24 protein-coding genes and 1 pseudogene are annotated in these 25,364 nt (G+C 63.4%); 12 read left to right on the top strand and 13 right to left on the bottom strand.

What is annotated here, in order from left to right:
• On the bottom strand, positions 1–772 hold a 772-nt coding region (locus AC07XM_RS10955), incomplete at its 3' end, for a VOC family protein (protein ID WP_146026073.1).
• Positions 773–998: 226 nt separating this feature from the next.
• Positions 999–1,889: a LysR family transcriptional regulator gene (locus tag AC07XM_RS10950; RefSeq protein WP_102690205.1), complete on the bottom strand. Its 891-nt coding sequence runs from the start codon at positions 1,887–1,889 to the stop codon at positions 999–1,001.
• 135 nt (positions 1,890–2,024) lie between these two features.
• Here AC07XM_RS10950 and amaB point away from each other — a divergent pair, with 135 nt between their 5' ends.
• Both amaB and amaA read left to right on the top strand, forming a co-directional pair.
• Positions 2,025–3,515 (top strand): L-piperidine-6-carboxylate dehydrogenase, encoded by a 1,491-nt coding sequence (gene amaB / locus AC07XM_RS10945; RefSeq protein WP_016489794.1) that lies wholly within the window; start codon positions 2,025–2,027, stop codon positions 3,513–3,515.
• Positions 3,516–3,677: 162 nt separating this feature from the next.
• Positions 3,678–4,964 carry an L-pipecolate oxidase gene (gene amaA / locus AC07XM_RS10940; RefSeq protein ID WP_023047191.1) on the top strand — a complete coding sequence of 429 codons (1,287 nt, stop codon included), beginning with the start codon at positions 3,678–3,680 and terminating at the stop codon, positions 4,962–4,964.
• A 108-nt stretch (positions 4,965–5,072) separates the two neighbouring features.
• Here amaA and AC07XM_RS10935 read toward each other — a convergent pair whose 3' ends face one another.
• Positions 5,073–6,500 (bottom strand): mechanosensitive ion channel family protein, encoded by a 1,428-nt coding sequence (locus tag AC07XM_RS10935; protein WP_016489792.1) that lies wholly within the window; start codon positions 6,498–6,500, stop codon positions 5,073–5,075.
• 320 nt (positions 6,501–6,820) lie between these two features.
• On the opposite strand from AC07XM_RS10935, the gene ycaC reads away from it, so the two are divergent.
• The 3 genes from ycaC (at position 6,821) to AC07XM_RS10920 (ending at position 9,974) form a co-directional block, all read left to right on the top strand.
• Positions 6,821–7,450, top strand: coding sequence for an isochorismate family cysteine hydrolase YcaC (ycaC, locus tag AC07XM_RS10930; RefSeq protein WP_016489791.1), 630 nt, complete (start codon positions 6,821–6,823; stop codon positions 7,448–7,450).
• Positions 7,451–7,566: 116 nt separating this feature from the next.
• A complete protein-coding gene (locus tag AC07XM_RS10925) occupies positions 7,567–7,887 on the top strand; it encodes a putative antibiotic biosynthesis monooxygenase (protein ID WP_016489790.1) in 321 nt (106 codons plus the stop codon).
• Between the two features lie 245 nt (positions 7,888–8,132).
• A complete protein-coding gene (locus AC07XM_RS10920) occupies positions 8,133–9,974 on the top strand; it encodes an amidohydrolase (RefSeq protein WP_172455926.1) in 1,842 nt (613 codons plus the stop codon).
• A gap of 139 nt (positions 9,975–10,113) precedes the next feature.
• Here AC07XM_RS10920 and AC07XM_RS10915 read toward each other — a convergent pair whose 3' ends face one another.
• Positions 10,114–11,025, bottom strand: coding sequence for a LysR substrate-binding domain-containing protein (locus AC07XM_RS10915; protein ID WP_016489788.1), 912 nt, complete (start codon positions 11,023–11,025; stop codon positions 10,114–10,116).
• Between the two features lie 122 nt (positions 11,026–11,147).
• On the opposite strand from AC07XM_RS10915, the pseudogene AC07XM_RS10910 reads away from it, so the two are divergent.
• The 3 genes and pseudogenes from AC07XM_RS10910 to AC07XM_RS10900 form a co-directional block, all read left to right on the top strand.
• Positions 11,148–11,306, top strand: a pseudogene (locus AC07XM_RS10910) (hydrolase); the annotation flags it as partial.
• A gap of 494 nt (positions 11,307–11,800) precedes the next feature.
• Complete coding sequence (locus tag AC07XM_RS10905; protein WP_080642829.1) at positions 11,801–12,079, top strand: type II toxin-antitoxin system RelE/ParE family toxin; 279 nt, start codon at positions 11,801–11,803, stop codon at positions 12,077–12,079.
• A 12-nt stretch (positions 12,080–12,091) separates the two neighbouring features.
• Positions 12,092–12,376, top strand: coding sequence for a HigA family addiction module antitoxin (locus tag AC07XM_RS10900; protein WP_024717670.1), 285 nt, complete (start codon positions 12,092–12,094; stop codon positions 12,374–12,376).
• A gap of 4 nt (positions 12,377–12,380) precedes the next feature.
• Here AC07XM_RS10900 and AC07XM_RS10895 read toward each other — a convergent pair whose 3' ends face one another.
• Together AC07XM_RS10895 and AC07XM_RS10890 are read right to left on the bottom strand one after the other, a co-directional pair.
• Entirely contained in the window at positions 12,381–14,168 is a 1,788-nt protein-coding gene (locus AC07XM_RS10895) for a monovalent cation:proton antiporter-2 (CPA2) family protein (protein WP_095116218.1), read from the bottom strand.
• A gap of 199 nt (positions 14,169–14,367) precedes the next feature.
• Positions 14,368–15,858, bottom strand: coding sequence for a YifB family Mg chelatase-like AAA ATPase (locus AC07XM_RS10890; protein ID WP_102689443.1), 1,491 nt, complete (start codon positions 15,856–15,858; stop codon positions 14,368–14,370).
• A gap of 255 nt (positions 15,859–16,113) precedes the next feature.
• Here AC07XM_RS10890 and AC07XM_RS10885 point away from each other — a divergent pair, with 255 nt between their 5' ends.
• Entirely contained in the window at positions 16,114–18,132 is a 2,019-nt protein-coding gene (locus tag AC07XM_RS10885) for a DUF4034 domain-containing protein (RefSeq protein ID WP_016489778.1), read from the top strand.
• A gap of 5 nt (positions 18,133–18,137) precedes the next feature.
• Here the strand turns inward: AC07XM_RS10885 and AC07XM_RS10880 are convergent, their stop codons facing one another.
• Genes AC07XM_RS10880 through AC07XM_RS10870 form a run of 3 tightly spaced genes read right to left on the bottom strand, consistent with a single transcriptional unit; the run spans position 18,138 to position 19,224 of the window.
• Entirely contained in the window at positions 18,138–18,566 is a 429-nt protein-coding gene (locus AC07XM_RS10880; RefSeq protein WP_016489777.1) for a TOBE domain-containing protein, read from the bottom strand.
• A 37-nt stretch (positions 18,567–18,603) separates the two neighbouring features.
• Positions 18,604–18,957, bottom strand: coding sequence for a gamma-glutamylcyclotransferase family protein (locus tag AC07XM_RS10875; RefSeq protein WP_016489776.1), 354 nt, complete (start codon positions 18,955–18,957; stop codon positions 18,604–18,606).
• Positions 18,958–19,224, bottom strand: coding sequence for an accessory factor UbiK family protein (locus AC07XM_RS10870; RefSeq protein ID WP_024717668.1), 267 nt, complete (start codon positions 19,222–19,224; stop codon positions 18,958–18,960).
• Between the two features lie 361 nt (positions 19,225–19,585).
• Here AC07XM_RS10870 and glnK point away from each other — a divergent pair, with 361 nt between their 5' ends.
• The 3 genes from glnK (at position 19,586) to sutA (ending at position 22,061) form a co-directional block, all read left to right on the top strand.
• Positions 19,586–19,924 carry a P-II family nitrogen regulator gene (gene glnK / locus AC07XM_RS10865; RefSeq protein WP_002555808.1) on the top strand — a complete coding sequence of 113 codons (339 nt, stop codon included), beginning with the start codon at positions 19,586–19,588 and terminating at the stop codon, positions 19,922–19,924.
• A gap of 46 nt (positions 19,925–19,970) precedes the next feature.
• Positions 19,971–21,302, top strand: coding sequence for an ammonium transporter (locus tag AC07XM_RS10860; RefSeq protein WP_016489775.1), 1,332 nt, complete (start codon positions 19,971–19,973; stop codon positions 21,300–21,302).
• Positions 21,303–21,731: 429 nt separating this feature from the next.
• On the top strand, positions 21,732–22,061 hold the full coding sequence (gene sutA / locus AC07XM_RS10855) for a dormancy-specific transcriptional regulator SutA (RefSeq protein WP_016489774.1): 330 nt from the start codon (positions 21,732–21,734) through the stop codon (positions 22,059–22,061).
• A gap of 157 nt (positions 22,062–22,218) precedes the next feature.
• On the opposite strand, the gene AC07XM_RS10850 is transcribed toward sutA, so the two are convergent.
• Genes AC07XM_RS10850 through dapF form a run of 4 tightly spaced genes read right to left on the bottom strand, consistent with a single transcriptional unit; the run spans position 22,219 to position 25,364 of the window.
• The gene (locus AC07XM_RS10850; protein ID WP_016489773.1) at positions 22,219–22,914 is read right to left on the bottom strand and encodes an HAD family hydrolase; all 696 of its coding nucleotides are present in this window, start codon (positions 22,912–22,914) and stop codon (positions 22,219–22,221) included.
• Positions 22,911–23,810: a tyrosine recombinase XerC gene (xerC, locus tag AC07XM_RS10845; protein WP_016489772.1), complete on the bottom strand. Its 900-nt coding sequence runs from the start codon at positions 23,808–23,810 to the stop codon at positions 22,911–22,913. The genes AC07XM_RS10850 and xerC overlap by 4 nt, the downstream gene beginning before the upstream one ends.
• Positions 23,810–24,520 carry a DUF484 family protein gene (locus AC07XM_RS10840; protein ID WP_060519688.1) on the bottom strand — a complete coding sequence of 237 codons (711 nt, stop codon included), beginning with the start codon at positions 24,518–24,520 and terminating at the stop codon, positions 23,810–23,812. Before AC07XM_RS10840 ends, xerC begins: the two co-directional genes overlap by 1 nt.
• A 13-nt stretch (positions 24,521–24,533) precedes the next feature.
• Positions 24,534–25,364, bottom strand: coding sequence for a diaminopimelate epimerase (gene dapF / locus AC07XM_RS10835; protein WP_102689444.1), 831 nt, complete (start codon positions 25,362–25,364; stop codon positions 24,534–24,536).

The following is a 25,364-nucleotide window of genomic DNA, read 5'->3' as shown; positions in this document are numbered from 1 at the left end:
GGGTGGGCGGGCCTTCGACCACGGCTTTCGGCGGGATGCCCTTGGCCGGCATGCCGAGCTGGATCGCATCGATGTCCAGGGTGCGTGGGGTCAAGTGGTTGATGTGCGGGCCCTTGAAGGCCACCACATCGGCAATCAGGCGGTGCTGGTCGTGCAGTTGCTGGTACTGCTCGGCGGTGACGGTGGCGTCATGGTGCCAGCGGAAGGTGTGTAGCGCTTCTTGCACGAACGCTTCGGCATCGGCTGCGTTCAGACCGCCATCGCGCTCGCACTTGGCGATCAGTTCGAGGGCGCGGGGGGTGAAGATCTGGCGCTTGGCCAAGATGCTCTGTGCCAGCTCACGCAGCTGCGGGTTGTCGATCAGCTCCAGGCGCAGCAGCGAGGTGAACACACGGAACGGGCTGACGTGCAGCGACTGCTCGTGTACCGCGCGGAAGGCGGTGGAGTGCACCGGCACACCGGCGGAGCTGAGGTCGTAGTAGCCGACCGGCTGCATGCCCATGACGGCAAACAGGCGGGCGATGGTGGCCAGTTCTTCGGCGGTGCCGACGCGGATGGCGCCGTGGCGCTCGTGGTCCAGGCGCTCGATTTCGCCGGTCCAGCGCAGGGCCTGGGCAACCTCGGGTTGCTGGGCCATGACCTGCTGGTTGATTTCGCTCACCAGCTCCAGCAGCGTGCCGTACAACGGCACTTCCTGTTTGTACATGAGCGACATGGCAGCAGAGAACTGCGCGCGAATGCTGTCTGGGCTGACGAAATCGTGGGCGGGCATCGCTAGCTTCCTGGTTGGGTTCGGACGCTTACATGAAAGCTGGGAATGCACTTGGCTCACAAGCGAAAAAAAGTGAGTGTGTCATTCCTTTTTTGATCGACCTTCAGGGCCATTGGGGCTGCTTTGCAGCCCATTCGCGGCACAAGGCCGCTCCTACAGGGGACCGCGTGCTGTTTGCAGGCGTGGCCTTGTGCCGCGAATGGGCCGCAACGCTGCCCCGGCAATCTCAAGCCTGAAGTTGCTCCTGAATCCATTCCACCAGCGCCCGCACCTTGGGCACCTCCGCCGCATGCTCGGCATACGCCAGGTAATGCGCCCCGGCACTGCGCATCGCATGGTTCCACGGCACCACCAGGCTACCCTCGGCCAACTCCTTCGCCGCCAGGTAACGCGGCACCAACGCCACCCCGCACCCCGCCTGCGCCGCGCTCAAGGCCATATAGAACGTATCGAAGCGTGGCCCGTGGTAGGCGCTGACGCTTTGCAAACCCAGCTCCCGGAACCACTCATGCCAGGCCTCGGGCCGTGAGGTGCTTTGCAGCAGCACCAGGTCGGCCAGTTCTGCAGCATCGCCCAGCGTGCGCCCGGCCAGCAGCTCCGGCGCGCACACCGGCACCACCTCTTCGCGGAACAGCTCCACGCAGGTGGCACCAGGCCAGGTGCCCTGGCCATAGAAGAACACCACGTCTGCCGAGCCCTGCAGCAGGGCGAACGGCTCCATCTCGTTGCGGATGTCCAGGTGGATGTTGGTGTGGCGTTTGCCAAAACCCTTGAGGTGCGGGATCAACCAGCGCACGCCAAAACTCGGTTGAGTGGCTACTTTCAATATCTCGGTCTGCTCGCCGTAAGTGAGCACGTAGCGGCTGGACATGTCCACCTGGGTGAGGATCTTGTTGACCTCGGCCAGGTACAGGCTGCCGGCCGGGGTCAGTTGCAGGCGCCGGCGGATGCGCAGGAACAGGTGATGGCGCAGCATGTCTTCAAGTTGCGCTACCTGCTTGCTGACGGCGCTCTGGGTCAGGTGCAGTTCTTCGGCGGCACGGGTAAAGCTCAAATGACGGGCTGCAGCTTCAAAGCACTGCAGGGCGGTCATGGAAGGCACCAGGCGTTTGGACATAGTGGTCTCTGCGGCTCAAATCATTACCTGACGGAATGATATGCGGAATAAAGGTCGTTTGTTGTACCTATGTGATCGGATTAATACTGATCCACATCATTTTTCCACCCCATCACCCGATGTAGGAGAAACACAATGGTTGCTGGATTGCTCGAGCGCCTTGGCGTTGCCGCCGAGGCTTACACCCAGGGCGACTACCCTGTTCACACGCCGATCGACGGCAGCCAGATCGCCTCGGTGAAACTGCTTGGCAAGGCCGAGACCATCGCCCGCATCGATCAGGCCCAGAGCGCCTTCGAGGCCTGGCGCACTGTGCCAGCCCCGCGCCGTGGTGAACTGGTGCGCCTGTTTGGCGAAGTGCTGCGTGAGCACAAGGCCGACCTTGGCGAGCTGGTCTCGATCGAAGCCGGCAAGATCACCCAGGAAGGCCTGGGCGAAGTGCAGGAAATGATCGACATCTGCGACTTCGCCGTGGGCCTGTCGCGCCAGCTGTACGGCCTGACCATCGCCTCCGAGCGCCCGGGCCACCACATGCGTGAAACCTGGCACCCGCTGGGCGTGGTTGGCGTCATCAGCGCCTTCAACTTCCCGGTTGCCGTATGGGCCTGGAACACCGCCCTGGCCTTGGTGGCCGGTAACTCGGTGGTGTGGAAACCGTCTGAAAAGACCCCGCTGACTGCTCTGGCTTGCCAGGCGCTGTTCGACAAAGCCCTGAAAGCCTTCGGCGATGCCCCGGCTGGCCTGGCACAACTGGTGATCGGCGGCCGTGAAGCTGGCGAAGCCATGGTCGATGACCCGCGCGTACCGCTGGTCAGCGCCACCGGCAGCACCCGCATGGGGCGCGAAGTCGGCCCACGTGTAGCTGCCCGATTCGGCCGTAGCATCCTCGAGCTGGGTGGCAACAACGCCATGATCCTGGCGCCGAGCGCCGACCTGGACCTGGCCGTGCGGGGCATCCTGTTCTCGGCGGTGGGCACCGCCGGCCAGCGTTGCACCACCCTGCGCCGCCTGATCGTGCACCGCTCGATCAAGGACGAAGTGGTTGCCCGCGTCAAAGCCGCCTACGGCAAAGTGCGTATTGGCGACCCACGCAAAGACAACCTGGTGGGCCCGCTGATCGACAAGCTGTCGTTCGACGCCATGCAGGGTGCGCTGGCCAAGGCCCGCGACGAAGGTGGCCAGGTGTTTGGTGGCGAGCGTCAGCTGGCCGACCAGTACCCGAACGCCTACTACGTATCGCCTGCCATCGCCGAAATGCCGGCGCAGAGCGACGTGGTGCGCCACGAAACGTTCGCCCCGATTCTTTACGTGCTGGCTTACGACGACTTCGAAGAGGCCCTGCGCCTGAACAACGAAGTGCCACAAGGCCTGTCGTCGTGCATCTTCACGACCGACATCCGTGAGGCGGAGCGCTTCCAGAGTGCTTCGGGCAGCGACTGTGGTATCGCCAACGTCAACATCGGCACCAGCGGTGCCGAGATCGGCGGTGCGTTTGGTGGCGAGAAGGAAACCGGCGGTGGTCGTGAGTCGGGTTCGGATGCGTGGAAAGGCTACATGCGTCGCCAGACCAACACCGTGAACTACTCGCGCGAGCTGCCGCTGGCGCAGGGTATCGTGTTCGACTGATCCATGCTGCAAGGCCGGGGGCATAGCCCCCGGTTCGCGGGGCAAGCCCGCTCCCACAGGGATCGTGCAGGTGGCACTGATCATTGTGGGAGCGGGCTTGTCCCGCGAATGGGCGGCAGCGCCGCCCCAACGCTATAAGAACAACACTGCTGGAGCCGGGCCATGTCCGAACTGCGTCAACAATGCTTGTGGGAACACGTCAGCAAACCGACCGTTGCCGCCCAGGCCCTGGCCGGTGAGCACAAGGCTGATGTCTGCGTGATCGGCGGCGGCATTACCGGCCTGTCGGCGGCCATCCATCTGCTCGAACAGGGCAAGTCGGTGATCCTGCTGGAGGCCTGGAAGATTGGCCACGGTGGTTCCGGGCGCAACGTCGGCCTGGTCAACGCCGGCACCTGGATCCGCCCCGACGACGTCGAGGCCACCCTCGGCCAGAAGCAGGGCAGCCGCCTGAACAAGGTGCTCGGCGAAGCCCCTGGCGAAGTGTTCGCCATGATCGAGCGTCTGGGCATCGACTGTCAGGCCCAGCACAAAGGCACGCTGCACATGGCGCACAACGCCACCGGCATTGCCGACCTCGAAGCCCGCCACGAACAATGGCGCCGCCGCGGTGCCGACGTGGAGCTGCTGACCGGCGCCCAATGCCAGGAATACTGCGGTACCAACAAGATTTCCGCCGCGCTGCTCGACCGCCGCGCCGGCACCATCAACCCCATGGGTTACACCCAGGGCCTGGCGGCTGCCGTGGCGCGCCTGGGTGGCAAGCTGTTCCAGCAGTCTTCGGTTGAAGGCCTGGAGCGTGATGGCGATGGCTGGCGGGTGAAGACTGCGCGTGGCTCGGTGCGCGCCGACAAGGTTGTGATTTCCACGGGCGCCTACACCGAAGGCGACTGGAGCAACCTGCAAAAGCAGTTCTTCCGCGGTTACTACTATCAGGTGGCGTCCAAGCCGCTGCAGGGCGCCGCAGCCGATAAAGTGCTGCCACACGGCCAAGGCTCGTGGGACACCCGTACCGTGCTCAGCAGCATCCGCCGCGACGATCAGGGCCGCCTGCTGCTCGGCAGCCTGGGCCGGGTCGACAACAAGCCGTCGTGGTTTGTGCGCAGCTGGGCGGACCGTATCCAGAGCCACTACTACCCGGAGCTGGGCAAGGTCGAGTGGGAAATGCACTGGACCGGCTGTATCGACTTTACCCCCGACCACCTGATGCGCCTGTTCGAGCCTGCGCCGGGGTTGGTGGCGGTTACGGGTTACAACGGGCGGGGCAACACCACAGGTACCGTGATCGGCCGTGCCTTTGCCGAGTTTCTGCTCAAGGGTGACGCGGACAGCCTGCCGATTCCGTTCTCGCCGATGAGCGGCGTGAGTGCGCCTTCGCTGCGGACTGCGTTCTACGAATCCGGCTTCTCGCTGTACCACGCGGGGCAGTGCCTGAGGGTTGTGTTGTAACAACTGGCCCCTTCGCGGGTAAACCCGCTCCCACAGGGACCGCGCAGCATTCCGGAATTGCGCGGGCACTGTGGGAGCGGGCATGCCCGCGAAGAGGCCGGCGCAGGCTTACTTGTGCAGCCAGCTGAGGAAGCCGCCTTTCTTGATCAGGGCCGGCTTCTGCAGCAACAACGATTCCCGGCTCTGCCGCCGGAACCGCTGCAACTTGCTCAACGCCGTCTGCACTTCGCCACGCTGCTGCAAACAGCTCTTCACCTGTTCCTTTTCGATGCGGTACAGCACGCAACTGGTCAGCGTGCGGAACTCGGCGAACGAGTCATCCTCATCAATGATGCCCTCGATTCCCAGCACCTCTCCCGGCCCCATGCGCCCGGCTTCGATCCGCTTGTCGCCCTCGCGCACCGACGCCGAAACCACACCGCTGCCAATCACCAGCAAATGCTCGGAAAGCTCGCCAACCCCCAGTATCACCTGGTCCGCCAGGTACTCCACCGCCGTCATGCGCTGGCTCAGCGCGTCGCGCTCCTCATCGCTTAGCGAGCGGAACACCCGCACTTCGTCCAGCACCTCGCGCTGGCGGCTGCGCGGCGGCAGGGCCAGGTCCACGTTCCACATCACCCCGCTGGCCTCCAGGTGCCGGTGGGCAAGGTCGAACAGCTGATTGCGTGCGTCGCCCTTGGTGCCCGCGTCGGCCACGAAGCCGCTGGCCTCGTACTCCACGGACTCCAGCGTCGAGGCCTTCACCGTCACCTTCGGCTTTGGGGTCGCAAGAATGGCACTGACGCCCTGCAGGGCCTTTTCCAGCGCATCGAATACCCGCTTGGGCCGCACCTTGGCCGGCACCACCACGCTGATCGACACCCCATGCACATCGGCCGGGCGGCTGTGGTTGAGCAGCCGCGCCTTGGCCGCGACCGAGTTGGGGATCACCGCCAGGCTGCCGCTGCCGGTCAGCAAGCGCGTGGCGCGCCAGTCGATGTCCAGCACCTTGCCTTCGGTACCGTCGATGGAGATTGAATCGCCAATCTGATAGGGCCGCGTGGTGTTCAGCACGATGCCGCTGAATACGTCGGCCAGGGTGCTCTGCAGCGCCAGACCGATGACGATGGCCATCACCCCGGACGTGGCCAGCAAGCCCTTCACCGGCAGCTGCATCACATAGCCCGCGGCAGCCACGACGGCGGCCAGAAAGATCAAAGCCCCCAGCACATCCTGCAGCAACCGGCCGCCATGGCTGCCACGGGCGACCAGCAGCTGGCCGAACACCACCGTGACCGTGCGCGCACCAAACAGCCACCAGCCGATGGCCAGTACCGTGGCCATGAGGTTGCGCGAGACATCGTCGGGCCAGGGTGGCGGTTGCAGCGGGCTCATGCCGGCAGCCACCAGCACCGAGCTGAATAGCAGGAATATCACCAGCCGCGTGCCAATGCGCCAGGCACGGCGCTGCATGGGGATGACTTGCCAGAGCATGAGGTCGAGCAAGATCAGGGCAGTACCGAGCAACAACGGGAAGGACTGGATGAACGCCAGCATGGTGGTCTCGGGGGTGAGGGTAGGGCTGTGGGTAGTAATAGAGCAGGTTGCTGCTGCAGGCAATGGGGCCTGCACCGGCCTCTTCGCGGGTAAACCCGCTCCCACAGGGACTGCGCATGACTTGCAGGATGCGCGATCCCTGTGGGAGCGGGTTTACCCGCGAAGAGGCCAGCAAATAAAACGCCAATCTATCGTTCATAAAACAGAACGCTAAAGCCAAAAAACACTATCTACCGCTCCAAAGGTGATGGTTTTAATCTTCTCCCATCAACGCGAAACACCCAACTTACTGAAAACAGAAACCCTTAGGAGCAACGACCATGACCAACTTCAAATACAACCGCCTGAACAAAGACGACGCCGCCGTACTGCTGGTCGATCACCAGGCTGGCCTGCTGTCCCTGGTCCGTGACATCGAACCAGACGCGTTCAAGAACAATGTGCTGGCGCTGGCTGACCTGGCCAAGTTCTTCAACCTGCCGACCATCCTCACCACCAGCTTCGAGCAAGGCCCCAACGGCCCGCTGGTGCCAGAGCTGAAAGCCCTGTTCCCGGACGCCCCGTACATCGCCCGCCCAGGCCAGATCAACGCCTGGGACAACGAAGATTTCGTCAGGGCGGTAAAGGCCACCGGTAAGAAGCAGCTGATCATCGCCGGCGTCGTGACAGAAGTGTGTGTGGCTTTCCCGGCCCTGGCGGCCCTGGAAGAAGAGTTCGATGTGTTCGTGGTGACCGACGCCTCCGGCACCTTCAACGCCATGACCCGCGACGCCGCCCACAACCGCATGAGCCAGGCCGGTGCGCAACTGATGACCTGGTTCGGCGTGGCGTGTGAGCTGCACCGCGACTGGCGCAACGACGTCGAAGGCCTGGCCGCGCTGTGCTCCAACCACATCCCGGACTACCGCAACCTGATGACCAGCTACAACGCCTTCAACGCCGGCAAGTAAGCCGACCGCCCCGGGCACCGCCAGTCGGTGCCCGCCAAGGGCAGCACACCCATCCAATCCACCGCCCGTTCGCCGTTGCACAGTGAATGCGGGCACGCTCATCTCAAGGAACGCCGATGAACACCGCACTCCAACACAACCGCGAAGTGGTGACCGTATGCCTGCAACACCAGGTTCTCGCTAGCCCGACGAACTCCACGCCGGCCCAACCGCCACGCTGGAAGCAGGCGTTGCTGACCTACCTGGTGATCTGCCCCATGACCATGATCATTCCGCAGCTGCTAGCGCCGCTGTTCGCACGCTTCCCGCAGCTGGGCGGCCCGATCACCGGCAACCTGATCGTCAACCTGTTCGTCATCCTGCCCGTGGTGTTCTACATCATGCCTTGGGTAACCCGCCGCTGCGCCAACTGGCTGCGCGGGCAGCAAAAGGTTTGAACACGGCTAACCTTCTTCAACCCACCGCACATCCAGCCAAGCCCTGACCTTGCGTCAACCGGCATGCTTCGCAGTCGCCCTGCCGGCCCCAGTCGGAGAAGCCTATGTCCCAGGACCGCAACGACAAGACCCGTCGCCAGTTCCTCGCTACCAGCACCGTGCTCGGTGCGGCCGGCGCGCTCTGGTCCGCATTGCCCTTCGCCGGCCAGGCCGGTTCCGCTCACGCATCCATCCAAGGAGGTTCCATGACCGCTGACCTGATTCTGTTCAATGGCAAACTGCACACCGTTGACCGCGAAAAACCTACCGCGACTGCTGTCGCGATCAAGGATGGGCGCTTCATCGCCGTGGGCAACGATGCCGCGGCCATGGCCCACAAGGGCACTACCACGCAGATCATCGACCTCAAGCAGCGCACGGTCATACCCGGCCTGAACGACTCGCACCTGCACCTGATCCGCGGTGGCCTGAACTACAACCTGGAGCTGCGCTGGGAAGGCGTGCCGTCGGTGGCCGATGCCCTGCGCATGCTCAAGGACCAGGCTGCGCGCACGCCCACCCCGCAGTGGGTACGCGTGGTGGGCGGCTGGAACGAATTCCAGTTTGCCGAAAAACGCATGCCCACCCTTGAGGAGATCAACCAGGCTGCGCCCGACACCCCGGTGTTCCTGTTGCACCTGTATGACCGCGCGCTGCTCAACCGCGCTGCGCTCAAGGCGGTCGGCTACGACAAGGCCACCCCGAACCCGCCGGGTGGCGAAATCCAGCGCGACAAGTTCGGCAACCCGACCGGCATGCTGATCGCCCGCCCGAACGCGATGATTCTCTACGCTACCTTGGCCAAAGGGCCGAAGCTGCCACTGGAGTATCAGGTCAATTCGACCCGCCAGTTCATGCGTGAACTGAACCGCCTGGGCCTGACCAGTGCCATTGACGCCGGCGGCGGCTACCAGAACTTCCCCGACGACTATTCGGTTATCCAGGAGCTGGCCGACAATAACCAGCTGACCGTGCGCATCGCCTATAACCTGTTTACCCAGAAGCCCAAGGAAGAGCTGGACGACTTCAAGAAGTGGACCTCCAGCGTCAAGCTGCACAGCGGCACCGACTTCCTGCGCCATAACGGCGCCGGCGAAATGCTGGTGTTCTCCGCCGCCGACTTCGAGGACTTCCTCGAGCCACGCCCGGACCTGCCACAGACCATGGAAGAGGAGCTGGAACCGGTGGTGCGGCACTTGGTCGAGCAGCGCTGGCCGTTCCGCCTGCACGCCACCTACAACGAATCGATCACGCGCATGCTCGACGTGTTCGAGAAGGTCAACCGCGACATCCCGTTCAACGGCCTGCCGTGGTTCTTCGACCACGCCGAAACCATCACCCCACAGAACATCGAGCGCGTGCGCGCCTTGGGCGGTGGTATCGCCGTCCAGGACCGCATGGCCTTCCAGGGTGAGTACTTCGTCGACCGCTACGGCGCCAAGGCTGCCGAGCAGACCCCGCCCATCAAGCGCATGCTCGACATGGGCGTGCCTGTGGGGGCCGGCACCGATGCCACCCGCGTGTCCAGCTACAACCCGTGGACCTCGCTGTACTGGCTGGTCAGCGGCAAGACCGTCGGCGGCATGGAGTTGTACCCGGAAGGCCTGGACCGCGACACCGCACTGCAACTGTTCACCCAAGGCAGCGCGTGGTTCTCCAGCGAGCAGGGCAAGAAGGGCCAGATCAAGGTGGGCCAGCTGGCCGACCTGGCGGCGCTGTCGCTGGACTTTTTCAGTGTTGAGGAAGAGGCGATCAAGGGCATCGAGTCGGTGCTGACCATCGTCGATGGCAAGGTGGTGTACGGCGCTGGCGAGTTCGACAAGCTTGGCCCTGCGCAGGTGCCGGTACTGCCGGAGTGGTCGCCGGTGGCCAAGGTGCCGGGGCACTGGCGCGTGGGTACGCCATCTTTGGTAGCCGCCGTGCACCAGTGCAGCGGGCCATGCGGGGTGCATGCGCACAGCCATGAGAAGGCACGGCATTCGAGTGTCCCGGTGAGTGACTTCCAGGGCTTCTGGGGTTCGCTGGGTTGTTCCTGCTTTGCTTTCTGAGCTGCTTTGCCTGGATAAATGACGGCCGCTTCGCCGGACTAGGCCGCTCCCACAGGTTCACCACCCATCCCGAGGGCAGTGGGGTAACTTGTGGGAGCGGGCTTGTCCCGCGAAAGGGCCGTGACTGACAGCCACCGACTCACGCCATGTCGCTGATCGCAAATTCCTCAGCCAGATGATCGATCAGCGCGCGCACCGACGGCAATAACCCCCGCCGCGACGGGAAGATCGCATGCACGATGCCGCATCGCGGGTGCCACTCAGGCAGCAATTCCACCAAGCGCCCCGAAGCCAGGTCCTCGCGAACCGCCACCCTCGGCAAGTGCGCGATCCCCACCCCGGCCACCACGAAATGGCGCAGTGCAAACAGGTCATCGGTCACCATGCGCGGTGTGTGCGGGATGACGATGCTGCGGCTGTTGTCCTCACCCTGGAACAGTTCCCACTGGTACTCGCGCTGGGCACTGCCCCAATGCACGCTGGGTAGCGTGCCCAGCAGCTGCGGGTCAAACCCTTTGGGCAGTTGCGCCAGGTAGTGCGGCTGGCCGACCAGGCACTGGGTGCTGTTGCTCAGCACCTTCATCACCATGTCGGTGTTCTCCAGCGGCGGAAAGCGCACGCGCAGGGCGATATCGAAGCCCTCGTGCAGCAGGTCGACACGGCGGTTGGTACTTTCGATGAACAACTCCACCTGCGGGTACTTGAGCATGTAGCGGGTCAGCATCGGCCCGACCCAGGAGTTGAGCAGGGTGGTCGGGCAACTGATGCGCACCAGCCCGCGCGGCTCGCTGCGGTTGCGTTCGATGATTTCCGCCGCGCCCTCGGCCTCCACGCGCATGGCCAGGCAACGGTTGTAGTAGGCCTGGCCGATCTCGGTCAGCGAGCAGTGCCGGCTGGTGCGGTGCAGCAGCCGCACGCCCAGGCGGTCTTCAAGGTCGGCGATGCGCCGGCTGAGTTTCGACTTGGGCATGTCCAGCGCCCGCCCGGCCGGGGCGAAGCCGCCGTGCTCCACGACTTGGGTGAAGTAGTAGAGGGAGTTGAGGTCTTCCAATGATCGTTCTCCAAACGGAACGCTAAGGGCGGTTTTCGCAGTCTAGTGCAGCAAAGGTGATGATTTTAATCTGTGCCCATCAACGCGAAACACCCCGGATTGCTGAAAGATTCATAACCCTTCAGGCCGGTGCGCAGCTGATGACTTGGTTCGGCGTGGCCTGCGAGCTGCACCGCGACTGGCGCAACGATGTCGAAGGGCTGGCTGCGCTGTGCTCCAACCACATTCCGGATTATCGCAATTTGATGACCAGCTATAACGCGCTGACTGCGGGTAAGTAAGCAAACCAGTAGCAGTACGCACAAAGGCCGGCTCCCTCTGCAGGGAGCCGGCTTTTTTTGTTTGCTGTACCGGCCTCTTCGCGGGCACGCCCGCTCCCACAGGTACTGCACAGTTTCAGAACCAGTGGTGATCCTGTGGGAGCGGGTTCACCCGCGAAGAGGGCGGTACAGGCAGCATCAATTCATGGACTGTGGCTCAATCCCTTTCCGCAACGACTCAAGCAACCTTCTGCCGTTTCGAGCGCATTCAGGTTGCTCCGGAACAGGCTTTTGCCTGTGTCATCTGTTCACGCAGGAGGGGGTGGGCACGACGTGGCCCCACGCTATAAACCTTTCTCGGAAATCTCCTACATGAAAGAGCGGAAGGCATAACGGCGCTAAACGGGCACGCCGAGAGCAAACTGAGCACCCGGAAATTTTTCAAGGAGTGACTCCATGCGCAGCGCCAACGCTAGCTTGAAAAGTGTAAGGCATGACCTTACACTCAACCATCGGTGATAAGAAGTTTCAGGCACAAAGGCCTGAGGCTGCTCCATCAGCATCGTGACACGTCTGGAGTGCGTGCAGATCATGTGAATCGCTTGCGGCGTTTACTGGCTTCTCTTGAAGTTGCACAAACCGCAGCAGACATGAACCGGCCGGGTTACCGTCTTCATCCTCTGCACGGAAAGCTGGAAAGCTATTGGGCAGTAAATGTCTCGGGTAACTGGCGAGTGGTGTTCCGCTTCGTGGGTACCGATGTGGAGCTTGTTGACTATCTGGATTATCACTAGGAGGCTTGAGTCATGCCTATGTTCGATCCTCCCCATCCTGGGGAGTCTTTGCGAGAAGATGTGTTGCCCGCAATTGGCATGAACGTTTCTGAGTTAGCTCGCCACCTCGGCTATTCGCGGGGGCAGTTGTCCACGGTACTCAATGGGCGCGCCGCCATTTCTGCCGATCTTGCTTATCGGCTTGAGCTGGCAGGCCTTGGGCCTGCCCGGCAATACCTTGCCGAACAGGCAGCTTACGATCTTTGGCAAGCCGCTCAGCGTGAGCATCCTCAAATAGAGCGGTTGGTGTTCGCCTGACTACTCAAACCGCATCCGAATCAAACAACCGCTCCAGCTCCACCCGCGCCTCCTTGGCCGTCTGCATCACCTTGGCCCGGTCATCGCGTACCTGCCCCTGGGCCACCAGCACTTCTTCGTCATGCTGGGTAAACCGTGCGATACGGTCCGCCGCCTGTTCATCGCTCAAGCCCAACCCCACCAGCGCGCGGCGGGTCATTTCCAGGCTGGAGTAGAACGTCTCGCGAATCGGCTCGGCGCCTGCATCCACCAACTTGTGCACATGCTGGCGGTTACGTGCCCGGGCCAGCACCTTCAGGTGCGGGTACAGGCGTTTCACCCGTTCAGCGGTATGAATGGCGGCTTCTGGGTCATCGATGGTGATGATGAAGTACTCCGCTTCACCCACCTTGGCGGCGTGCAGCACCTCGGGGCGCAGCGGGTCGCCGTAGAACACCGGCACCTGTTCGAACATGCGGGTCATCTCGATGGCGTCCACCGAGGTTTCCAGGGCAATGAACGGGATCTTCTGCGCCCGCAGGATGCGCGCGACGATCTGGCCCATGCGGCCCATGCCGACGATCACCACCCGCGGCGTATCCGTCTGGATCTGCTTGTACTGCTCGGGCACTTCACGCGCCGGTTGCGGGCGTTTGAGGGCGCGGGCGCAGCCCAGCATCAGCAGCGGGGTGATGGCCATCGACAGGGTAATGGTCATCAGCAGCAGGTCGTAGGTCTGGGTGTCGAACAGGCCTTGGTCCTTGCCCAGCTTGAAGACCACGAAGGCGAACTCGCCACCGGCCGCCAGTACCATGCCCAGGCGCAGGGCGCTGGCGCTGTTCAGGCCACCGACCAGGCGCCCGACGCCGATCAGCAGCACCAGCTTTACTGCTACCAGCAGCAGGGTCAGGCCCAGCACCACCAGCGGCATATCCAGCAGCAGGCGAAGGTTGGCGCCCATGCCCACGCTGATGAAAAACAAACCCAGCAGCAGGCCCTTGAACGGCTCGATCTGCGATTCCAGCTCGTGGCGGTATTCCGAGTCGGCCAGCAGCAGGCCGGCGAGGAAGGCGCCCAGGGCCATGGATATACCCGCTTCTTCCATCAGCCAGGCGGTGCCGATCACTACCAGCAGTGCGGTGGCAGTAGACACTTCCGGCAGGCCGGTGCGGGCCACGGTGCGGAACACCGGGCGCAACAGATAGCGACCACCGATGATCACCACGGCGATGCTGGCGAATACCTTCAGGCCGTGTTGCAGGCTATCGCCGTGGCTGGCGTCCGGGCCACTGGCGGCCAGTAGCGGTACCAGGGCAATCAGCGGGATCGCAGCGATGTCCTGAAACAGCAGGATGGCGAACGCCAGGCGGCCGTGCGGGGCGTTGAGCTGCTTGCTCTCGGCCAGGCTTTGCAGGCCAAGGGCGGTGGACGACAGCGCCAGGCCCAGGCCGAGGACGATGGCTGCCGGCAGCGTCTGGCTGAAGCCGAACAGGGCAATGGCACCGAGCAGCGCGCCGGTCAGCAGCACCTGCGCGGTACCCACGCCGAACACCGACTTGCGCATCAGCCACAGGCGCTTGGGCGACAGCTCCAGGCCAATGATGAACAGCAGCAGGACCACGCCCAGCTCGGAAATGTGCGCCACGCTTTCGGTGTCGCGGATCAGGCCAAGTGCCTGCGGGCCGATGGCTACACCGGCCAGCAGGTAGCCGAGCACGGCACCCAGTTGCAGGCGCTTGGCCAGGGGGACGGCGACGACGGCCGCGAGCAGAAAGATCACCGCGGTTTGCAGAAGGCTGCCTTCGTGTGGCATTGGCTCTTACTCCATGAGCTGCCGGGGCAGCATTTGAACAGTTTGGCCGACGATTTTGAGGGGTGGAGGGGGGGCAGACAATCAGCTGTCCGGGAGAAACATTGTCCCGTAAAGAAGGACAGTTGCCGCAGGGCGCTGTCAAATGCAGGTTCTGCTGCTGGGGCTGAAATTTCCAGGGCCGCTTTGCAGCCACGGCAATTTAACTGCTCCCCGGCCGGTACTGCAGGGCCTCGGCCAGATGTGGCCGGCCGATTGCCTCACAACCATCGAGGTCCGCCAGTGTCCGCGCCACTTTCAACAACCGGTGCGCTGCCCGCAACGACAAGGTCAACCGTTCGCAGGCCCCTTCCAGCCAAGCTTGGTCCGCCGCCGTCAATCCGCAATGGCGACGCAACCCGTCGAGGTCGAGAAACGCATTCACGCACCCTTGGCGGCGCTGCTGTACCTCCCGCGCCTTCGCTACCCTGGCTGCCACATCGGCACTGGCTTCACCACAGGGCTGATTGTTCAGCGTGGTGCTTTCGCGAGCCACGGTCAGGTGCAGGTCGATGCGGTCCAGCAGCGGCCCTGATAGCTTGTTGCGGTACCGCGCGATCTGCTCGGTGCTGCAGCGGCAGCGGCCAGTAGGGTCGCCCAGGTAGCCGCAAGGGCATGGGTTCATCGCCGCCACCAGCTGAAAGCGCGCCGGAAAGCGCACTTTGTCGCGTGCCCGGGCAATCACGATCTCGCCCGACTCCAGCGGCTCGCGCAGCACCTCCAGCACACGCCGTTCGAACTCTGGCAGTTCATCGAGAAACAGCACGCCATGGTGGGCGAGGGTGATTTCGCCCGGTTGCGGCCGGCTGCTGCCTCCAACCAGTGCCGGGCCGGATGCGGAGTGGTGGGGATGGCGAAACGGTCGCTGCGGCCAACTGCTCAGCGGTGTATGCCCGCTGACCGACTGAATGGCAGCCACCTCGAGCGCCTCGTGCTCGTCCAGCGGTGGCAGCAGCCCCGGCAGGCGGCTGGCGAGCAAGGTCTTGCCGGTGCCGGGTGGCCCGGTGAACAGCAGGTTGTGCGCCCCAGCCGCCGCCAGCATCAACGCGCGCTTGGCCGCCAGTTGGCCCTGCACCTCGCTCAGGTCAGGGTAGGGACGTTGATTCAGGATCAAGCCATTGGCCGCGTACGGCGGCAATGGCACCTGGCCGTTCAGGTGGGCGACCAACTCCAGCAGGTGGCCCACCGCATACACCACCAGCCCGCCTGCCAGGCTGGCTTCCTCGGCATTTTCCCGTGGCACCACCAGCGCCCGGCCTGCTTCGCGTGCCGCCAGGGCCGCAGGTAGCACGCCCTGGACAGGGCGCAATTTCCCCGAAAGCGCCAGTTCGCCCAGGCATTCCATATCGGCCAGGGTGGCAGTCGGCACCTGGCCATCTGCGGCGAGGATACCCAGGGCAATGGCCAAGTCATAGCGCCCGCCATCCTTGGGCAGGTCGGCGGGGGCGAGGTTCTGGGTAATGCGCCGCTGCGGGTAGCTAAGCCCGGAGTTGACGATGGCGCTGCGTACCCGGTCCTTGCTTTCCTTGACCGTGGTTTCTGGCAGGCCGACCAGAGTGAGATGGGGCAGGCCGTTGGCCAGGTGGGTTTCGACGCTGACCGCGGGTGCCTGCACACCCACCTGGGCGCGGCTGTGGACGAGGGCTAGTGACATGGACGCTCCGTTGTCGCTGAAAAGCCGCTTCCTGCGGCTGGGTCAAGGATAGCGATGGTGGCCACGACAGGCGCAACAAGTGTGCGTCGTGGTTTTGCAGAGCAGGTTTTTTCCCTGTGTTTTCTTTAAAATCGGCAAAAAATGGATCCAATAATCTTTGCGCAGGTGGGTGGTATGGCTTAGTGTTGTTGGGCAAATGCCGTTGCCATGGGATGGCACAGCGTCTTCTTTCAAATGGACTTGAGGTATTGCGCCGTGCAAACGCTCGCCCAAACGCGCCAGGTGATTCGCGAACTGGTGCAGGCCAATTCATTCATTGAACTCACCCGGTGTTTCGACAGCCTTGAGGCGCAATGGCGCCAAGCCGCGCCCGGCGAGTTCCCGGCCTACCTGGCGGCCATCGAAGGGCACATGCTGGTGGACCTGGAAAACCAGGGTGACAGGGCCCTGAGCCAAGTGCTCAAAGCCTGGATTGATGCCTGCCCCAAGGCTTACCACCCGCAAGTGGTAATGGGCATGCACTGTTTCCACCGGGCCTGCCAGGTGCAGGATGGTGGCCAACGCAACGCTGCCCGCTTGCTGGCCGTCGAGCAAATTTGTGAAACCGCGACCGCGCACCTGTTGCGTGCAATGGACCGCTCTGCACAACCCGTGGCAGCGGCCATTGGCATGCTGCGTGTCAGTGCGCAACTGCGCGAACCTGGCTGGTTGATCGAACTGTTTCAGGGGCAGCCTGCGCGGTACAGGCCCAGTGCCCATGCCGATGTGGAAGCGCAGGAAGCCGCAGCACCCTTACTCGTGAAGTACGGGCTGTTGCCCTTGGCCGAGCTGCCCCAAGCATTACCGGCGTGCCTGAGCAGGCGGGCCGATCACGAAAACGAAGCACCACGCTATTACTGGTTGCGCCATGCGCTGGTGGCCCGCCCTGGTTGTTTCGAAGCGATCCAGGCGCTGGCCGTTTACCTGTTGCCCCGTTGGGGTGCCAGTTTTGATGCGCTGGACCTGTTGGCCAATGGGCCGTTGTGCGATGGGTGGGACGAAGCGCTGCGCAATGCGTTGCGCTGGATGGCCGTCGAAGAACGGCTGAAGCTGCCACATGCCGAGCAGTTGCAGGCCGTCGCGGATTGGCAGCAACTGTTCGATAGCTGGCTGCAACGCCCGCTAAGGCCCAGGGAAAGCGCCGTCGTGCTGGCCTGGCGAGGCGCGCTGCGCAGCAGTGCCTTGCAAGACCATGCAGGCGGTATGCGTGATTTCGCCGCGAGCTTGGCATGCAACGCCAGTCATGGCGCCATCCCTGCGATGGGCGAGCCATTTCGCTGTTTTGTCGGGCTGATACTGAGTGATGGCATGGCAGATGAGCATCAGCTGTTGCGCACCGCCATCGAGCGCCTGTGTGAAGGCCGCTCGCATGCTGGCGCTTGTGCAATGCGCGCTGCCGGGCATCGCTTCGGCCTGTGGGGGCTGTCGCGTTCGGCCGAGCAGGCAAGGCTCTGGTCACAGGTGGCGGTGACCCGCCAGCGCGCGGGCCATGCGCCAGGCTTCGATGTGCTCGCTGTGGCGCGGCTGCTGTGGGCTGCCAACCGGCACGAGGTGGCTTGTTACCTGTACGAGCGCTTTGCGGAGCTGAGCTTGCCGGGTGCTGCCCTTGGCCTGTACGAGCTGCACAGCGGCGGCCTGGGCAACACCCCGGCGCACTATCTGGACGACGAGACGGCTGAGTATTGGCTGCAGCGTGCGGTAGAGGCGGGCAGCAGGCAGGCCAAGTACAACCTCGCCTGCCTGCGTATGGAGGGTGATGAGGACCTGAGTGAGCGAAGTGCCATGCTGGCTGTCAGGCGCCTGCTGGTCGATGCGCTGGGTAATCCGCACACCAATGCGCGTGCGCGCTTGCACCTGGGTATCCTGTTGCGCCAGTTTGGCGAAGTCCAGGAACGGGCCGAGGCCGTCGCCTACCTGTCGAGCCTGGTCGAGCACCCGGACCCGTGGGTTGCCGGACGGGCCAGCGCCGAACTGGGGCTGGCCTGGATGCAGGGGCGCGGCACTCGCAAGCAGAGCCGTTTTGCCGCCATCGAATGGGCCAACCGTGCGGTTGCCTTGCAGCCTGGGGATTCAGCCATCGAAAACATCCAGGCCGAGATCCTCAACTCGCACAACCGGGTGAAGACCCTGGTTACCCAGTGTGGTGCGACCCTGTTTCGCGGCACCTTGCACGCCAGCGAGTTGCCGCCGAAACAGGCAGTATCCGAGCCGGGCCGGCTACGGGCGTCGGCCTGATAGCCTCAGGGCTTGGCGCCGAGGATGATGTGCGAGGCCTTGATCAGCGCAGTGGCCTTCACACCCGGTGCCAGGCCCAGCTCCTGCACGGCTTCGCGGGTCACGATGGCAAACACCTCGGTGCCGCCGGCCAGCTTCAGCACCACTTCGGCATTCACTGCACCATCACCCACCCGCACCACTTCGCCTTCCAGTGCGTTACGGGCCGATAGCTTGTAGCCGGCGGCGTCGGTCAGCAGTACCACCCACGGCGCCTTGACCAGCGCCACGGCGTCTTTGCCGACGTTGATGCTGAGGTTATGCAGGCTGGCCATGGTGACCACCGCTACCAGCTTTTCGCCGCCACCCAGGGTCAGCTCGACTTCGGCATTGACCGCGCCGGGCTGAACGTTGGTGACTTTGCCTTCAAAAACATTGCGTGCGCTGACTTTCATGGGGAACGCTCCGTGTAACAACCCGCGCCAGAGGGATTCAGGCGCGCACATAAACCCAGGCAGTCAGGCCCGATGCGAGCGTGACGGCGACGCGCTTGTAGTCGGCAACTTCATAGCGGTCCGCCGCCGCCAGCTCTTCTTCGCTGATCTGGAAGACCGTGCCGGCCACGCTGTCGTCGGCCTGGCTGCTGGGGGAAACGATGGGGTGATGGGACTTGCCGCTAGCCGCCAGCACAGCCGGGTCGGTGATCTCGACCCAGTCCTGTCGGTAGCCCGGCATGCGGTCGGCCTGGCCGCTCAGCTCACGGCCGAAGTTGGCCCGTTGCACGGCCTTGTCCTGCAGCGTGCCGTAGGAAAACAGCAGTACCGGGTATGCGCTGGAGGGCTGCATTCACTGATCCTGTGGGGTCGGGTTCAGCCGTGCTTCCAGCTCGGCTACTTGTTTTTCCAAAGCCTCCAGGCGAGCACGGGTGCGCGCCAGCACAACCATCTGGCTGTCGAATTCGTCACGGCTGACCAGGTCCAGCTTGCTGAAGGCACCTTGCATCAGCACCTTGAACTGGCTTTCCAGTTCTGCACGGGGCTGGGCGGTATCGCTGCTGAACAGGCGCGAGGCCTGGTCGCTCAGGGCATCGAGAAGGGCTTTGGGCGCAAGCATGGGGCAGTCCACTGAAACTTAGAATGGCCGGCAGTGTAGCACGCACAAACCGGACGTTTGGGTGCACGTTTTTCGCGCAATGCGCCCTGCCGGTGCGCACCGAAACTGTGCATGTTTCCCATGCTGGCGACTGGCCAATCCCGACCCTTTCGCATAACTCGCTGTTTTCCGGTGATTTGCCGGAACTGGCAAGGTTTCTGCAAAGACCTGTACGAGCCATGCACTGATGCAGTTCCTTGTGACCAAGCAGTGCGCACGCGGAGCCGGATGCCGACGACGCGTTACAAAGCCAACCGCTGCGCTTAGACTTGAGACGGGTTTGTTTTCCTGGGGCAAGTCCACCAAATCGGGAGAGAGTTTCATGAAGCTAGTCACAGCCATCATCAAGCCGTTCAAGCTGGACGACGTGCGCGAGTCGCTGTCGGAAATCGGCGTGCAGGGCATCACTGTTACTGAAGTCAAAGGCTTCGGCCGGCAGAAGGGCCACACCGAGCTGTATCGCGGTGCTGAATATGTGGTCGATTTTCTGCCCAAGGTGAAGATCGATGTTGCCATCGATGACAAGGACCTTGATCGGGTAATCGAAGCCATCACCAAGGCAGCCAACACCGGCAAGATCGGTGACGGCAAGATTTTCGTGGTGAATCTGGAGCAGGCGATCCGCATCCGTACCGGCGAAACCGATACCGACGCGATCTAAGCAGCAACAACGCCTCACCAAACCCAACGCCCCAGGAGAAAACAACATGACTCTGCGTAAGATCGCAGGGCTAGGAGCCCTATTGTCCCTCGTAATGCCCGGGCTTGCCTTGGCCGAGGAAGCCGCCCCAGCGCTGAACTCCGGTGACACCGCCTGGATGTTGACCGCAACGGCGCTGGTGCTGTTCATGACTATCCCGGGCCTGGCCCTGTTCTATGGCGGCATGGTGCGTTCCAAGAACGTGCTGTCGGTGATGATGCAATGCTTTGCAATCACCGGCCTGATGAGCATTCTCTGGGTCGTTTACGGCTACAGCATGGCCTTCGATACCACCGGTATGGAAAAGGGCGTGCTCAACTTCAACTCCTTCGTCGGCGGCTTCTCCAAGGCCTTCCTCAGCGGCGTCACGCCCGAGAACCTGACGTCGGCCACTGCACTCTTCCCTGAGGCGGTATTCATCACCTTCCAGATGACCTTCGCCATCATCACCCCGGCACTGATCGTGGGTGCTTTCGCCGAGCGCATGAAGTTCTCTGCGATGCTGGTGTTCATGGGCATCTGGTTCACCCTGGTGTATGCGCCGATCGCCCACATGGTGTGGAGCGGTGACGGTGCACTGATGTGGGACTGGGGCGTACTGGACTTCGCTGGCGGCACCGTGGTGCACATCAACGCCGGTATCGCAGGCCTGGTCTGCTGCCTGGTGCTGGGTAAGCGCAAGGGCTACCCGACCACCCCGATGGCCCCGCACAACCTGGGCTACACCCTGATGGGCGCGGCCATGCTGTGGATCGGCTGGTTCGGCTTCAACGCAGGCTCCGCCGCCGCCGCCAACGGCACCGCTGGCATGGCCATGCTGGTCACCCAGATCGCCACCGCTGCTGCTGCGCTGGGCTGGATGTTCGCCGAGTGGATTGGTCACGGTAAACCCAGCGCCCTGGGCATCGCTTCGGGTGTGGTTGCCGGCCTGGTTGCCATCACCCCGGCTGCAGGCACCGTGGGGCCGATGGGCGCCTTGGTGATCGGCCTGGCTTCGGGTGTGATCTGCTACTTCTGCGCCACCACCCTCAAGCGCAGGCTCGGCTATGACGATTCGCTGGATGCCTTCGGTGTACATGGTGTCGGCGGCATCATCGGGGCAATCCTTACCGGTGTGTTCGCAGCGCCGGCGCTGGGCGGCTTCGGCACCGTCACCGACATTGGCATGCAGGTCTGGATCCAGGCCAAAGGCGTGATCTTCACCGTGGTCTACACCGCCATCGTCACTTACGTGATCCTCAAGGTGCTGGATCTGGTAATGGGCCTGCGGGTCAACGAAGAAGAAGAGTCGGTCGGCCTCGACCTGGCTCAGCACAACGAACGCGGCTACAACCTGTAACTGCGACGCGGTAAAAACTTGCCCGGCTTGCCGGGCATTTTTTTGCCAGATTTTCAGCATTTCGCGCTTGGCAAACGGTTTATCCGGCACGTTCGCGACGTAGGTAAAAAACTTACAAGTCGCAGGGCGTTTATGGAGCTTTGCTTTTTCCACGGGCGCGCTAGAATGCGCGCCGAAGGGTGTTTGACGTGTAGTCCACACACTTCGCCAGCCTTTGCTAGGCTTGCCAATAGCGTGTGGCCAGCAGGGGCTAGATGGATTTGTCAGGTCCTGCCAGGAGCAGGGCCTGCTGGGTGCCGCCTCCCATCAGGAGCGCCGACCCAAGGGCAGTGGCCTAACCCACGGCCAGTTGAATTTTCACTGGTGGCTGCCGGTCTACGGCTGCACTGGTCTATAACTAACCTGCTTTCGCAAGTCATGAGGTAGAACATGAGCGACGACGATCTGGAAAACGACGACCTCGAAGTAGGCGATGAAGACGAGGTTGATGAAGGCCTCGAAGCGGCAGCTGACGATGTCGCCGAAGATGCGGGCGATGACGACAGCAGCCCGGCACCCGCTGCCAAGGGCAAGTCCAAGGCGGCTGTTTCGGTAGACGAACTGCCGAGCATGGAAGCCAAGCAGAAAGAGCGTGATGCACTGGCCAAGGCGATGGAAGAATTCCTTTCGCGCGGTGGCAAGGTGCAGGAAGTCGAGGCCAACGTGGTCGCCGACCCGCCCAAAAAGCCGGACAACAAGTACGGCAGCCGCCCTATCTGAGTGGCTGACCGCAAAAAAAGCCCGCCGTCGCTGCGGGCTTTTTTGTGGGCGTTTGCCGGTATATTTTCATTGCCAGTGAGATCGAGCGCAGCTCGCGATGCGCCGCGCGGGCGGCGCTCGATATACGCACCAACGCAAATTTCGAGGCGGTCTCTTGTCAGCCCCAGCGGGAAAGGACGTCGGGCAGCTGCGACAGGCGCTGGATTTCGGCATCCGGTGCCTGCTCACCCGTCCAGGCCTTGCCCTGGGGGTTGAACCAGACGGCCCGTAGCCCTGCTCGCTGGGCGCCTGCGATGTCATCGCCGGGGTGGTCGCCGATGTGAACGGCGGCGCTGGCATCCGCCTCGCCGCGGCGCAGGGCTTCCAGGAACGGTGCCGGGTCCGGCTTGCCAATGCCGAGGTCCTCGGCGCACAGGGCAAAGCGGAAGTAGTCCGCCAGCCCCAACCGGCTCACGTCGGCGTTGCCGTTGGTGACCACGCCCAGGATGTAATGGTGACGCAGGACCTCCAGTACCGGCTGCACCTCGGGGAAGATCTCCACTTGGTGGCGAGCATGCAGGAACACTTCAAAGCCTTCGTTGGCCAGCGCCTGCGCTTGCTTCTCGCTGTAGCCGACCTCTTCCAGGGCATGGAACAGCACCCGTCGGCGCAGGGCGCTGATGCGGTGCTTGAGGCCGGGGTCGGCCTGTACCAGCCGCTCGCGAATGGCAAACAGGTGCTCCACCGGCACCCCGCCCAGGATCGGGGCGTTGGCTTCGAGCCAGTCGCGCAGCACGACTTCTGCGCTGGCGATGACCGGCGCGGTGTCCCACAGGGTGTCGTCGAGGTCGAACGTGATCAGCTTGATGCTCATGAGTCTGTGCCTTTGCTGCGTTTGGCCCGAGGGTGGGCGCTGTCGTACACCGCGGCCAGGTGCTGGAAGTCCAGGTGGGTGTAGATCTGCGTGGTGCTGATGTCGGCATGGCCGAGCATTTCCTGCACCGCCCGCAGGTCCTGGGACGATTCCAGCACATGGCTGGCGAAGGAATGGCGAAGCATGTGTGGGTGCAGGTGCTGGCCCAGCTCGCGCTCACCCGCCTTCTGCACACGTTGCTGCACAGCCCGTGGAGTGATGCGGTTGCCCTGGCGGGTGATGAACACCGCGCGGTCACGCGGGTTGCCGATGCCGCGCAGGCGGTACCAGGCGTGCAGCGCCTCGCGGGCTTTGCGGCCAACGGGCAGCACGCGGGCTTTGCCACCCTTGCCCAGCACCTGCACCAGCCCGGCGGCAAGGTCGATGTGATCGAGGTCGAGGTTGGTCAGCTCGGACAGGCGCAGGCCCGACGAGTAGAACAGTTCAAGGATCGCCTGGTCACGACGGGCAATAAAATCGTCATCGACGCCGCCATCAAGCAGCTGCAGGGCGCGGTCGGTGTCCAGCACCTTGGGCAACCGGCGCTCACCCTTGGGCGCGCTCAGGCCAGTGGCCGGGTCGTGCTGGCACAGGCCTTCGCGGTTGAGGTAGCGGTACAGGCCGCGCACCGCCGACAGCAGCCGTGCCAGGCTGCGGGAGGACTGGCCGTGGTGGTGCAGGCGGGCGATCAGTTGGCGCAGTTGCTGGATTTGCAGCGCTTGCCACCCGGCAATACCGTGTTCCTTGCAGTAGGCGGTGACCTTATCCAGGTCGCGACGGTAGCCCAGCAAGGTGTGCTCCGACACCTGGCGCTCGTTGCGCAGGTGTGCGCAATAAGCCTCCAGTTGGCGTTCCATCAGCGTACCGAGCGCAGGGTCTGGGTAACGCGCGGTACAACGCGGCCGAGCACTTCGGCGATGTAGCCAAGGAACAGGGTGCCGACGCTGCTCTTGTAGTGTTGCGGGTCGCGGCTGCCGATCGCCAGCACCCCGTGCAGCCCTTGGTATTCGAGGGTGGCCACGGCACTGGAGCCCACCTCCCGGCGCTGTTCCTCACCGAACAGAAAGGCCAGCTCATGCTCACGCAGGTTGCCACTGACCGTCTTGCCACCGCCCAGCAGAGCACCGATGGCCTGTTGCGCCTCGGTGTTGCTGACCCAGCGCCCGACCGGCGCGCCGTTGTCGCCGAACAGGATGAGGCTGACGAACGGCACCTGGAACTCCTGGCGCAGGCTGTCTTCGACCGCCATTACCACTTCTTCCAGGGTGCCGGCATCGAGCAGGTCGAGGATCAGCCGCCGGGTCTTGTCGAACAGCCGGTCGTTGTCGCGAGCCACATCCATCAATTGCGACAGGCGATGGCGCATCTCGATGTTACGGTCACGCAGCAGCTTGAGCTGACGTTCCACCAGCGACACGCTGTCGCCACGCTGATGCGGTATGCGCTGTTCGATCAGCAGCTCGTCGTGCTCGGCAAAGAAGGTGGGGTGGGCGCGCAGGTAGGCGACCACCGCTTCGGCATCGAGCTCGGCGGACTGCTGGGGTACAACCTGGGGCTGATCGGTCATGGCGGTTACTCGCTTAGAGACGAACCTGTCCTTCGTAGACGCGTACGGCCGGGCCGGTCATCACCACGGGCTTGCCGGGGCCGGCCCATTCGATGTGCAGGCGCCCACCGGGCAGGTCGAGGGATACCGGGGAATCCATCCAGCCTTGGCTGATGGCTGCCACGGCGGCGGCACAAGCACCGGTGCCGCAGGCCTGGGTTTCGCCCGCGCCGCGTTCCCACACGCGCAGGTTGGCGTGGTGGCGGTCGATGACCTGGAGGAAGCCGGCATTCACCCGCTGCGGGAAGCGTGGGTGGTTTTCGATCTTCGGGCCCAGCTCATGCACGGGGGCAGTATGCACGTCATCGACGCGCAGCACGGCATGCGGGTTACCCATGGACACGGCGGCAATCGAATGCAGCTGGCCGTCGACTTCCAGTGGGTAGTTCAGCGCCTGCTCGTCAGCGACAAAGGGAATGTCGGCAGGGATGAAGCGCGGTGGGCCCATGTCGACACTCACCTGGCCGTCGTTCTGCACGTCCAGCACGATGATGCCGCTTTTGGTTTCCACGCGGATGCGCTTTTTCGCGGTCAGGCGCTTGTCCAGCACGAAGCGGGCGAAGCAGCGCGCACCGTTGCCGCACTGCTCCACTTCGGAGCCGTCGGCGTTGAAGATGCGGTAGCGGAAGTCCACTTCCGGGTTGTTCGGGGCCTCGACGATCAGCAACTGGTCGAAGCCGATGCCGGTATGCCGGTCACCCCATTGCTTGGCGTGCTTGGGCTGGATATGCGCGTGCTGGCTGACCAGGTCGAGGACCATGAAGTCGTTGCCCAGGCCATGCATCTTGGTAAAACGCAGCAGCAT

Source organism: Pseudomonas sp. GW460-LB5, assembly GCF_059423245.1.
Note: the sequence above shows the minus strand (reverse complement) of the source record. Positions and strands in the feature narration are given on the sequence as shown.